Source organism: Thalassospira sp. UBA848, assembly GCF_002295455.1.
Taxonomy (GTDB): domain Bacteria; phylum Pseudomonadota; class Alphaproteobacteria; order Rhodospirillales; family Thalassospiraceae; genus Thalassospira.
Genome location: NZ_DBGS01000056.1, coordinates 1 through 11,736 on the forward strand (window position 1 = coordinate 1; position 11,736 = coordinate 11,736).

Consider the following 11,736-nt stretch of genomic DNA (forward strand, 5'->3'; position numbering starts at 1 on the left):
GGTATCAAGGTTCAGCGGCACATCCGGGAAATAGATCGCCGGGAAGGCATCGGGCAGCGCGCCCATATCGCCCACAGTGCGCAGATCGGCATCGATAAAGAACGACAGGCCGGTCAGAACGACAATGCAAATCAGCGGCGAGGGGATGACCTTGGTGACGAGCGGGAACAGATAGATGATGGCAAGGCCACCTGCGACCATCACATAGGTCATGTAGCTGACATTGGTCAGTTCAGGCAGCTGGGCCATGAAGATCAGGATGGCGAGCGCATTTACAAAGCCGGTCATGACCGACTTGGACACAAAGCGCATCAACGATCCCAGACGAAGTGCACCTGCCAGCATCTGAAGGACGCCCGCCAGAACGGTCGCGGCCAGCAGATAATCCAGCCCGTGTTCGCGCACAAGCGATCCCATCAGAACCGCAGTTGCTGCGGTGGCGGCCGAAATCATGCCCGGACGGCCGCCAAAGATGGCGGTGATCACGGCAATCGAGAAGGAGGCATAAAGCCCGACCTTCGGGTCAACACCGGCAATGATGGAAAAGGCAATGGCTTCAGGGATCAGGGCCAGCGCAACGACAAGGCCGGAAAGCACATCGGCGCGGATGTTGCCAAGCCATTCAGCCCGCAAACGCGGCAGAAAATCGCTATTCACAGAAAATCTCCGTCTCGGTCAAGCCCGACTTTGCACCCGAATTTGCAATGGGTTATCCCCCGGGCTGGAATGTCATCAGGCGGTCTTCATGATCCGTCAGCCGGAAATTCAGCGACAGGTCTCCCCAAGACCATCCCGTTCGTTGCTGCATCGCAGCAGGCTGTACCTATACCAATTTAAAGAATGGCACAACCGTGACACGGATTTGTCAGGGCATTTTGGTAAGGCCGGACGGATAAAAAAACTGCCGGGCACTGAAGTCCCGGCAGGCGCAGTTTGGCGGAGGCCACAAAACTTTTGCGGATGTTGCTAGCCGGTGGCGCGCTCGTCGATCTGGATCGCTGAGAGGAACTGGTCGATCTCGCTGCGGAGATTTGCCGCCTGAACGGAAAGCTCATGTGCCGCAGAGGTCACGTCGTCGGTTGCGTTTTCACTTTTACAGGCAGCATTTTGAACGCCATTGATGCTGTCGAGCACTTCGCGTGTGCCCTGTGCGGTGTCGCGGGCGCGAAGTGCGATATTGCTGGTGGCTTCACCCTGCTGGGTGACGGCCTGGGCCACCGTGTTCGAGATCGAGTTGATTTCATCAATGACCTCGGAAATGTCGCGCATGGCGGTGACGGATTCCTGCGTTGCTTCCTGAATGGCAAGGATCTGTTCGCTGATTTCGCCGGTTGCACGGCTGGTTTGCGCAGCAAGGTTTTTGACTTCGTTGGCGACCACGGCAAAGCCTTTGCCCGCTTCGCCCGCCCGGGCGGCCTCAATCGTTGCGTTGAGGGCGAGAAGGTTGGTCTGGGATGCGATGTCACTGATCAGCGTGATGACTTCGCCGATTTTAACCGTACTTTCCGAAAGACTTTGCACCAGACGGTTGCTGTGTTCGGTTCGGGTGACGGCACCTTGGGCAATCGTGCTTGAGGTGCGAACATGATCGCCGATTTCCGCGACCGAGGTGGAGAGCTGGGTGGCGGCACTGGCAACCGAATTGATGTTGTCAGATGCACGTTCGACAATGGTGACCACACCACCGGCAAGCTGGGTGGTATCAGACACCGCACCGGACATGACATTGGCCGTGTTGCCCATCGATTCCGAGGCATGGCAAAGCGCCTGCACGACATTGTCAGCACGGGTTCGGAAGGTGTCGACCGCGTTGGCAACGGCGGTGGCGCGCGCCAGTTTTTCGCGGTTCTCCTCTTCGCGCTGACGGGTCAGGCGATCATTTTCCAGAAGGCTTTCTTTGAAATTGGCCAAGGCCTGCATGATGCGTGCGATGGCATTATTTCCCCGGGTTGGTGGAATTTCGGCATCAAGTTTTCCGGCGGCTAGCTTTTCCATCATGCATACCGCATGGGTTAACGGGCGGGTGATGCCCCGGCCCAATGACCAGCCGATAATGGTGGCGACGGCGGCAACGATGACAAGGATCAGCAAGGAAGCATTGCGCATATTGATTGTTGGGGCGAAGACTTCATCGGCGGAAACCGTTGCAAGAAGTGCCAGCCGGGAATCGAGAATTTCCAGCGGGGTATAGGCCGAGACCACCATGGCGCCATCGAAATCATTTACCGTCATGGTGCCGGTTTGGCCGCCAAGGGCAAGGTCGACAGGGACGGCATTGATTTTACGAAGAAGGCTGGTCTGTTCGGCCATCAGGCGGGTGTCATTGCGCATCAAGCCGTCTGCGCCGACAAGATAGGTGTCACCGGTTTCACCAAGACCCTGTGCTGCCTGCAAGGTGCTGTTGATGCGGTCAACCGGGATCCGCACCGCCATGACACCAATCAGGTTTGACCCGACTTCATCGTAAACCGGTGCCGCCATGAAGGCAGAAGGCTTGCCGTCTGCAAGGGTGTAGCGGGTAAAATCGATGAAACTGACGGTACCTGGTTTTGCATCGCGGGCGGCGGCAAAGACCTGTCCCAGACCGGACGTGGCATAGCCATCCTTTGACAGATCGACGGAAAAGTCGTCCGTCTTCGAAACACTGTAAAGCACGCTTCCTTGCGTTCCGATCAGATAAATATCGCCATAGGAGCGTTCACGGCGCAGTTGTCTGAGCCATGGGTGATATTGTTTGTGGATGTCGGAATAGGTTGAGCCGTCCGGCGCCTGATCAAGCATGTCGCGCTCTGCTGCGTCATGCGGGTTCTGATCGATATAGAGATTGTGCAATGTTGCCATCGCGTTGCTGCCAAGGTCGGACCAGGCGAAATCGAAAATGGTGATGGATTGGCGAAGTGCTGGGCTGGACGCCTGCAGGATCAGGTCCTGTTCGATGGATCGGAAATAACCATCGAGCTCGCTTTGTCGCGCACTGACCACGGCAGAAAGTTTCTCGGTAGCGCCCATATTCAGGGCATCGCGCGCAATCAGATAGCTGGAAAGGGCGGTGGCCGCTGCCGCGAGAATGGCCAGAATGGCGATTGTCGTCGGGATGACGCGACGCAAAGACATAGAGGCAAGGAACGACACCAGACCCTCCTGACCGATTTCTGGAATGAGTGTTCAAATACTCAGTAAAGCAAAAATCCGATCCGGCGAATTCACATGCTTGTGTCCGGGGTGTGAGGCCAAACGAGAAAAGCCTGATCCCCGGTTGGCAGGGATCAGGCCATGTTTTCAAACCGTTCGGCTGTTTTCGCCTCAGGCGTTGTCGCGCAGGGCCTTGGCGATAGCTTCGCCACAGGTGACGGTGTTGGCCTTGCCGCCAAGATCGGCGGTACGCAGGTTTTCATCCAAAAGCACGGTTTCGATTGCCTTCATGATCGCGTCATGGGCGTCGGTGTGGCCGAGATGATCAAGCATCATCGCGCCGGACCAGATCTGCCCGATCGGGTTTGCGATACCCTTGCCGGCAATATCCGGGGCCGAACCATGGACCGGTTCGAACAGGGACGGGAATTTGCGTTCCGGGTTGATATTGCCCGATGGCGCGATGCCGATTGTGCCCGTGCAGGCCGGGCCAAGGTCAGACAGGATATCGCCAAACAGGTTCGATGCCACCACCACGTCAAAGCGGTCCGGGTTCATCACAAACTGGGCGGTCAGAATATCGATATGGTATTTGTCCCAGGTGACGTCGGGATAGTTTTTCGCCATTTCGATCACGCGTTCATCCCAATAGGGCATGGTGATCGAAATGCCGTTGGATTTGGTGGCCGACGTCAGATGTTTGCGCGGGCGTTTCTGGGCCAGTTCGAACGCGTATTTCAGGATGCGATCAATGCCGGTACGCGACATGACGGTTTCCTGAATGACGATTTCACGGTCCGTGCCGGGATACATCTTGCCCCCGACCGAGGAATATTCGCCTTCGGTGTTCTCGCGCACGACATAGAAATCAATATCGCCCGGTTTGCGGCCCGCGAGCGGGGAGGGCACGCCGGGCATCAGCTTGGCCGGGCGCAAATTGACATACTGGTCAAAGTCGCGGCGGAACATGATCAGCGAGCCCCACAGTGAAATGTGGTCCGGTACCGTATCGGGCCAGCCGACAGCGCCAAAGAAGATCGCATCGTGGGGTTCGATCTGTTCGCGCCAGTCATCTGGCATCATTTTGCCGTGCTTTTGGTAGTAGTCGCACGATCCGAATTCGAATTCATTGAACACCAGATCGAGGTCAAAGATTTCGGCCGCCGCCTTAAGCACGCGGATGCCTTCGGGCATGACTTCGGTTCCGATGCCGTCGCCGGCAATGACTGCGATTTTGTGGGTGGGGCGTGTCACGGTGCTGTTCTCCGCTGATGTGTGTTTTTGGTGGGTTTTTCAGTTTGGCGATTATTGCGTTGATCGGCCGTCACGTCGAGCCCTTGAAGCGATCCGGATTACAGTCCTGATTACTGTCCGGATACAAGAAAGGCCCCCGCCATTGGCAGGGGCCTTTCCGTGTAAGGGTATCTGGCGACCATGGGCCGTCAGAGTTCAGCTCTTAACGATTTTGGCGGTTATCGATCAGGTCATCGACAACACCCGGATCAGCAAGGGTCGAGGTATCGCCAAGCTGGTCATATTCGTTGGCGGCAATCTTGCGCAGGATACGGCGCATGATTTTGCCCGAACGGGTTTTCGGCAGACCCGGTGACCACTGGATGTAGTCGGGGCTTGCGATCGGGCCGATTTCCTTGCGGACCCATTTGACCAGTTCGGCGCGCAGCTCGTCGGTCGGTTCCTCGCCAGCATTCAGGGTGACATAGGCATAGATGCCCTGACCCTTGATGTCGTGCGGGACGCCGACCACGGCGGCCTCTGCCACCTTGGAATGGGCGACCAGTGCGCTTTCAACTTCGGCGGTGCCCATACGGTGACCCGATACGTTGATCACGTCATCAACACGGCCGGTGATCCAGTAATAGCCATCATCGTCACGACGCGCACCGTCACCGGTGGTGTAGACGTTGTTGAAGGTGCTGAAATAGGTCTGGATGAAGCGTTCATGGTCACCATAGACCGTCCGCATCTGACCCGGCCAGCTGTCCTTGATGACAAGGTTGCCATCGGTTGCGCCGGTCAGTTCCTTGCCTTCGTTATCCAGAAGGGCTGGCTGAACGCCAAAGAACGGCAGGGTCGCCGAACCCGGTTTCAGGTCGGTCGCGCCCGGCAGCGGCGTAATCAGGATGCCGCCGGTTTCGGTCTGCCACCAGGTATCAACAATCGGGCAATTCTTTTTGCCAACATGTTCGTAATACCATTCCCAGGCTTCGGGGTTGATCGGCTCACCCACCGAACCAAGGATGCGCAGGCTCGATAGATCGGCCTTGTTCACAAAGCTTTCGCCTTCGCGCATCAGGGCACGGATTGCGGTCGGTGCGGTGTAGAAGATGTTGACCTTGTGCTTTTCGCAAACCTGCCAGAAGCGCGATGCGTCCGGATAGCTCGGAACACCTTCGAACATCAGGGTCGTCGCACCATTGGCCAGCGGGCCATAAACGATATAGCTGTGACCGGTGACCCAGCCGACATCGGCCGTGCACCAGTAGATATCGCCTTCATGATAGTCGAAGACATATTCATGGGTCATGGATGCATAGACGAGGTAACCGCCCGAGGTGTGCAGAACACCCTTCGGCTTGCCGGTCGAGCCCGAGGTATAAAGGACAAACAGCGGGTCTTCGGCGTTGACTTCGGTCGGCGGGCAGTCGGTAGAGGCTGCTTCGCAAACTTCGTGATACCAGACGTCGCGGGCATCGTTCCAGGCAACGTCCTTGCCGGTATGCTTGACGACGACCATTTTCTCGACCGATTTGACGCCCGGATGTGACAGGGCTTCGTCAGCGTTGCGTTTCAGCGGGATGGAGCGGCCACCACGCAGACCTTCGTCAGACGTGATAACGACTTTGGCACCGCAATCCTCGACACGGCCAGCCAGCGCTTCGGGCGAGAAACCGCCAAAGACGATGGAATGGATTGCGCCGATACGCGCACATGCCAGCATGGCAACGGCGGCCTCGGGGATCATCGGCAGATAGATAACAACGCGATCACCCTTGGCAACGCCCATCGTTTTCAGCGCATTGGCGAAACGGCAGGTGCGCTCATAAAGGTCGCGATAGGTGATGTGTTCGGAAACGTTGGGGTCGTCGCCTTCGAAAATGATGGCGGTTTGATCGCCGCGTTTTTCAAGGTGACGGTCAAGGCAGTTGGCCGCAACGTTGAGCGTGCCGTCCTCATACCACTTGATATAGAGGTCTTTGGCATCGTAGCTGACGTTTTTGACGGTGCTATAGGGTTTGATCCAGTCAATGCGTTTGCCGTGTTCGCCCCAGAAGCCTTCCGGATCCTCGACCGACTGTTTGTACATGGCGTCATATTTCGCCTTGTCGATCAGGGCGTTCTTTTTGATGTCGCCAGGTACGGGATAAACGTTCGCAGACATATGTGGCCTCTTGTTCGTTTCCTGTGGTCTCTAGGTCGGCACCGGGGTCCTGGGATGACTTTCCGAAGGTCTCGAAAAAGGCATCAGTCCGATGCAGTATTTCGGTGCGGTTCAGAAACTGCTTTGCCACCATGCCCGGTCCGGTGTGTGATCGGTCCCGGTAAAGGGCCCGGTAAAGGGGACGGGCACGGCAAAGTTAGTCCTGTCGCTTGCGCCCTATGCTAGTGCGCAGAAGGTATTGAGGGAATACAACTTAAGACGGGGGCGGTATGGTCCGGTTTGGTCCCCGTGACGGGTTAAGTGACCCGGTTGCAGAACGTGAAACCGAACATCGCCGTCTTTTTGGGGGTGTTCGGTCGCTGGTTTTGGATCGTATTCCCTTATGATATTGAAATATATCCGGAATTTTAATCTTCGCCAGTGAAGCCGATTACATTTTTTCCGTGCCCGGATATGGGGTTTGTCTGGTTCGGTTCTGGATTTGATGGAACAAAACAGATACAAAGACTGCAACACGTAATCGAATGGTGGGACAATGGATCCGATTTCTTTGGCAGCAGGTGCCCTTGGCGCATCTGTTCTGGCACTTGCCTTTAGCATCATGATGGTCAAGCGCATCAAGGATGCCGCCGAGGCCGAGACGGAGTCGCGCACAGCCCTTCTGACATCGCAGCTCGAACACGCCGAAAACACGCGCCGCGATCTTGCGACAGAGGTCGCGCAGATGCGTGAAAAGCTTTCCGAGGCATCGGAAAAGCGCGCCATTGCCGAAACAACGGCCAACCGGGTGCCGGTGCTTGAAGCCGAGGTGAAAGAGCTTCGCACCGCCCTTGATCAGTGGCGCGAAAAGGGGTCCGAGCTTGAAACAGCGCTTGAGAAAGAGCGCGAGGCTGCCAAGGAAAAGCTCGAGATGCTTGAAGATGCCAAGACCAAGCTTCTTGATAGCTTCAAGGCGTTGTCGTCCGATGCGCTCAAGATCAATAACGACGAGTTCATGAAGCTTGCGCGTGAAAACTTCTCGCGCCTGCAGGAAGGGGCCAAGGGCGATCTTGAAAAACGCCAGCAGGCGATTGATGGCCTTGTAAAACCCATCAAGGAACGCCTGGAGGCCTTTGATACCAAGGTTAACGAGCTTGAAAAAAACCGCAAGGAAGCTTACGGCGAGCTGCGTGAGCAGGTCGGGACTTTGGTGCAATCGCAACACAAATTGTCCAAGGAAACCCAGACGCTGAGTTCTGCCCTTCGGTCCAGTTCATCGGTGTCGGGCAAATGGGGCGAGCTGCAGCTCAAGCGCATTGTCGAACTTGCCGGGATGCTCAAGCATTGTGACTTTGACGAGCAGGTGCATTTCAATACCGACGAAGGCGTTCAGAAACCCGACATGGTCATTCACCTGCCGGGTGGCAAGAACATCGTGGTGGATGCCAAGGCCCCGACATCGGCCTATCTTGAGGCGATTGACGAGAAATATGACGATGAACGCCGCGAAGCATTGATGGCGACCTATGTGACCAATGTGCGCAAGGTGATCACGGAACTTTCGAAAAAGTCCTATTGGAAGTCGGTGGACAGCCCGGAATTTGTTGTGCTGTTCCTGCCTGGTGAAAGCTTCTTCTCGGCCGCCCTTGAGCGTGACCCGCGGTTGATCGAGGACAGCTTCCGCGATGGGGTGATCTTGGCGACACCCACCACGCTTCTGGGCTTGCTCAAGGCGGTGGCGTATGGCTGGCGTCAGGAAGCCTTGGCGGAAAGTGCGCGTGATATCAGTGAAATCGGCCAGCAACTGTTTGATCGTCTGGGCACGCTTGCCAAGAATTTCAGTTCCATGGGCAAGTCGCTTGAAAGCACAGTCAAGAATTACAACAAGACACTGGGTACACTCGAAGGATCGGTTCTGGTTTCCGCGCGCAAGCTTAAGGAAAAGCATATCGTTGCCGATGACCGCATGATCGAGGAACCGGCACCCTCGGAAACCCATGTGCGTGACATCACCAAGATGGAATTGCTCGCCGGGCCCGAGGATGGCGCAGAAGGTGCCAGCGACGATGCCACGCCTGATGCGCAAGATTAACGCGGTGCGTTAAGGCGGTTTTCATGGCGCAGGCATGGCAGCCATCACGCGCAAATCGGGCTGTTTGCTTGACTTGGGCGTGGGGAGACCTTATCTCGAAGCGCGAAATTCGCTATACTCGTTTACTACAATTAGTTCGAACACCGGATTACTGACCCATGGCCCTGCGTGAAATTCTTATCGTTCCAGACCCGCGCCTGAAAAAGGAATGCGAACCGGTCGAAGCCGTGAATGATGAGATCAAGACCCTTCTTAATGACATGCTTGAAACCATGTATGCGGCACCGGGCATTGGCCTTGCAGCGCCGCAGATCGGGGTGATGAAGCGTGTGGTGGTCATGGATGTGTCCGATGACAAGGACAAGCCGGAACCGCTTAAACTGATCAATCCGGAAATCATCTGGGAATCTGAGGAAACCTCGATCTATCAGGAAGGGTGCCTGTCGATCCCGGAACAATATGCCGATGTCGAACGCCCGGCCGAAGTCGGTATGCGCTATATGGATGAAAACGGCGAAACGCACGAGATCGAGGCGGACGGGTTGCTTGCGACCTGCATCCAGCACGAGATCGATCACCTGGATGGGGTGCTGTTCACCGATTATCTAAGCGCGCTCAAGCGCAACATGATCCTGAAAAAAGTCCAGAAACTGCAGAAAACCAAAAAGTCTGCCTAAGAATCTCGATCATTAAACGCATGCGAAGGGCCGGTTTTCCGGCCCTTTTGTTTTGCTCTGACGCGGACCAATATCGTCATTCCGGGCGGAGCGAAGCGCAGACCCGGAATCCATAACTTCCGGAGTTGTTGGCAGGTTCCCGCCTTCGCGGGAATGACGATCCGAGCGTTCACCCTTTGTCGTTCAAGTGCGACGTGGTTTCAGGTCGTCAGGGTTCAGCCCGACAATCCAGCCTTCCCGTTCCAGAACACTTGGCGCGTTGGGCAGATGTTCGGGGCGGCGGCCTTCGGCAATTTCAATCAAGCCCATCACACCAATCAGGGCGTCAAAGGCATCATCCTTGCCGTGATCCGGACCAAAGCCATCCTTGATGTCGGCCCAAACCGCAGGACTGATTTCAATGCCCTTCGTGCTGGCATCGTGGCGGAGTTTGTGCAGGTAGTTCTTGCGGCTTTCCTGATTTGATTTAGTCAACTCACTCGTATTACTAAGCCAGCCATAAATCTCACCGGGATAGGTTTCAATCAGGGTGACGCCGGGGGATTTGCTGCAGGTTTCAAGATCGCCGGTGAAAGGCCAGATGTTAAATCCATCGGCATATCCCGGCATGATCAGGTGTCGGAGGCCGTGCAGCATGCCCTTGCCGACCTGATTGGCCCCCAATGTCCAGAAGGCGGGGCAGGCGGCGTTACGTGATGGGGCATCTTTGGGATTGGTGGCCCGTTCGCAGCGGCGATGCAGGGCATCGAAGTCTGGCAGACCCAATGCCGTGATCAGGTGATGACGTTTGACACTGCCTTTGGCGCCGGAATTTTGCGGATAGAATGGCCGGGTGTGCCGGATTTCATCCGGTGATTCGCAAACTTTAAAAAAATCCTGCCAATGATCGTCACCAAGCACGGCGAGAAGGCTTTTAAAGTCTTTGATATTCGCGCCATCATACCACGTATCAAGAAATCCGATGGGCATATCAAGGCCAAGCCAGAGCGCATCGGTCTTGCCATGGCTGGCAAGCGATTGGCGAAACTGATGGAGCATCCCGACCGGATCGATGGCATGGATGTGCCAACCGGTTTCACGGCGAACAGCTTTGGCGACCCAGCGGCCTTTTGCCGACATGCTCCAGTCAGCGTGCCAGATGTGGGTGACCGGGTATTTGGGCGATTGGGGTAAGGCTTGGCTTGTCATTTGGGCAGGATAACGCCAAATTGCCGCCAGAAGACTCAAAAGATGAATGGGATTGATATGACCAAGCTGCGCATTGCCTTTATGGGAACCCCGGACTTTGCCCTTGTGGCGCTGAAGGATCTGGTTGCAAGCGGGCATGACGTGGTGTGCGTCTATTCACAGCCGCCGCGCCCGGCAGGCCGCGGGCACAAGGAAACGCCAAGCCCGGTGCATGCCTGGGCCGCAGAGCAGGGGATCGAGGTCCGCCATCCGGTGTCGCTGAAATCGCCCGAGGAACAGCAGGCCTTTGCCGATCTTGATCTGGATGTTGCGGTGGTCGCGGCCTATGGCCTGATCCTGCCCAAGGCGATTTTGGATGCGCCAAAACACGGGTGTTTGAACATTCATGCATCCCTTCTGCCGCGCTGGCGTGGTGCGGCGCCGATCCAGCGCGCCATTCTGGCCGGGGATGCAACGACCGGGGTCACCATCATGCAGATGGATGTCGGGCTTGATACCGGTGATATGCTTCTGATTGGCGAGCTGCCAATCACGACCGAGACGTATGCCAATGCCCTGCATGATGATCTGGCGAAACTTGGTGGCGCGCTGATTGTCGAGGCGCTTGAAAAACTGCCCAAGGGGGAGCTTGTTGCCACCAAGCAGCCCGAAGAGGGTGTGACCTATGCCGCCAAGCTTGAACGTGCAGAGGCCAAGCTTGATTTCAATGATGACGCCGCCGCACTTGAGCGGAAAATCCGTGCCTTTACCCCGTGGCCGGGGGCCTATTTCGAGCTCGGTAACGAACGCATCAAGGTGCAGGCGGCTGAAGTGATTGATCAATCCGGCCCGGTGGGTGAGATCCTTGATGACAAGCTGACGATTGGCTGTGGCACGGGTGCGCTGCGTCCGACCCGCATTCAGCGCCCGGGCAAATCGGTGATGGATACCGATGCGGTGCTGCGCGGCTATGACAAGCTTGCCAAGGGAGTCGTTCTGGGCTGATGACAAACATTGCGACCCAGACAGTCGGTGATTTGACGATCCGACCCGCCTTTAACCGCGATGGCGACGGCATTGCCGATCTGATCGCGCTTGTTTTTGCCGATTATCCGGGCTGTGTGTTTGATCGCGAAGCTGAGTTCCCTGAACTCGACGCGATTGTAGATGATTTCAAGGCCGATGATGGCCGGATCTGGGTCGCGGTTGATGACCGGGACCGGATTCTGGGCTGTTTTGGTGTCAAATATGATGCCACCACCCGCGAAGGCGAGCTTCACAAGGTCTAT

At 56.4% G+C, this 11,736-nt stretch carries 8 protein-coding genes and 1 pseudogene; 4 read left to right on the forward strand and 5 right to left on the reverse strand.

The window, feature by feature from the left end:
* The 4 genes from B2R48_RS07300 to acs form a co-directional block, all read right to left on the reverse strand.
* On the reverse strand, positions 1-657 hold a 657-nt coding region (locus B2R48_RS07300; RefSeq protein WP_296999150.1), incomplete at its 3' end, for a SulP family inorganic anion transporter.
* Between the two features lie 309 nt (positions 658-966).
* Complete coding sequence (locus B2R48_RS07305; protein WP_296999152.1) at positions 967-3,132, reverse strand: methyl-accepting chemotaxis protein; 2,166 nt, start codon at positions 3,130-3,132, stop codon at positions 967-969.
* Positions 3,133-3,303: 171 nt separating this feature from the next.
* Entirely contained in the window at positions 3,304-4,386 is a 1,083-nt protein-coding gene (locus B2R48_RS07310; protein ID WP_296999154.1) for a tartrate dehydrogenase, read from the reverse strand.
* 202 nt (positions 4,387-4,588) lie between these two features.
* Positions 4,589-6,532 carry an acetate--CoA ligase gene (gene acs, locus B2R48_RS07315; RefSeq protein ID WP_062953628.1) on the reverse strand — a complete coding sequence of 648 codons (1,944 nt, stop codon included), beginning with the start codon at positions 6,530-6,532 and terminating at the stop codon, positions 4,589-4,591.
* A 535-nt stretch (positions 6,533-7,067) separates the two neighbouring features.
* On the opposite strand from acs, the gene rmuC reads away from it, so the two are divergent.
* Positions 7,068-8,603, forward strand: coding sequence for a DNA recombination protein RmuC (gene rmuC, locus B2R48_RS07320; protein WP_296999157.1), 1,536 nt, complete (start codon positions 7,068-7,070; stop codon positions 8,601-8,603).
* Positions 8,604-8,761: 158 nt separating this feature from the next.
* Positions 8,762-9,280 (forward strand): peptide deformylase, encoded by a 519-nt coding sequence (gene def, locus B2R48_RS07325; protein ID WP_213475362.1) that lies wholly within the window; start codon positions 8,762-8,764, stop codon positions 9,278-9,280.
* Between the two features lie 183 nt (positions 9,281-9,463).
* Here def and B2R48_RS07330 read toward each other — a convergent pair whose 3' ends face one another.
* Positions 9,464-10,468, reverse strand: coding sequence for a methyltransferase type 12 (locus B2R48_RS07330; RefSeq protein ID WP_296999159.1), 1,005 nt, complete (start codon positions 10,466-10,468; stop codon positions 9,464-9,466).
* A 57-nt stretch (positions 10,469-10,525) separates the two neighbouring features.
* Between B2R48_RS07330 and fmt the strand changes: the two genes are divergently transcribed.
* Complete coding sequence (fmt, locus tag B2R48_RS07335) at positions 10,526-11,452, forward strand: methionyl-tRNA formyltransferase (RefSeq protein WP_296999162.1); 927 nt, start codon at positions 10,526-10,528, stop codon at positions 11,450-11,452.
* Positions 11,452-11,736, forward strand: a pseudogene (locus B2R48_RS07340) (GNAT family N-acetyltransferase); the annotation flags it as partial. The gene fmt and the pseudogene B2R48_RS07340, both read left to right, overlap by 1 nt.

Bases quoted from the DNA above. Each gene is read 5' to 3' on its own strand.
- acs (WP_062953628.1), bottom strand. From the start codon at position 6,532: ATGTCTGCGAACGTTTATCCCGTACCTGGCGACATCAAAAAGAACGCC.
- rmuC (WP_296999157.1), top strand. From the start codon at position 7,068: ATGGATCCGATTTCTTTGGCAGCAGGTGCCCTTGGCGCATCTGTTCTG.
- def (WP_213475362.1), top strand. From the start codon at position 8,762: ATGGCCCTGCGTGAAATTCTTATCGTTCCAGACCCGCGCCTGAAAAAG.
- B2R48_RS07330 (WP_296999159.1), bottom strand. From the start codon at position 10,468: ATGACAAGCCAAGCCTTACCCCAATCGCCCAAATACCCGGTCACCCAC.
- fmt (WP_296999162.1), top strand. From the start codon at position 10,526: ATGACCAAGCTGCGCATTGCCTTTATGGGAACCCCGGACTTTGCCCTT.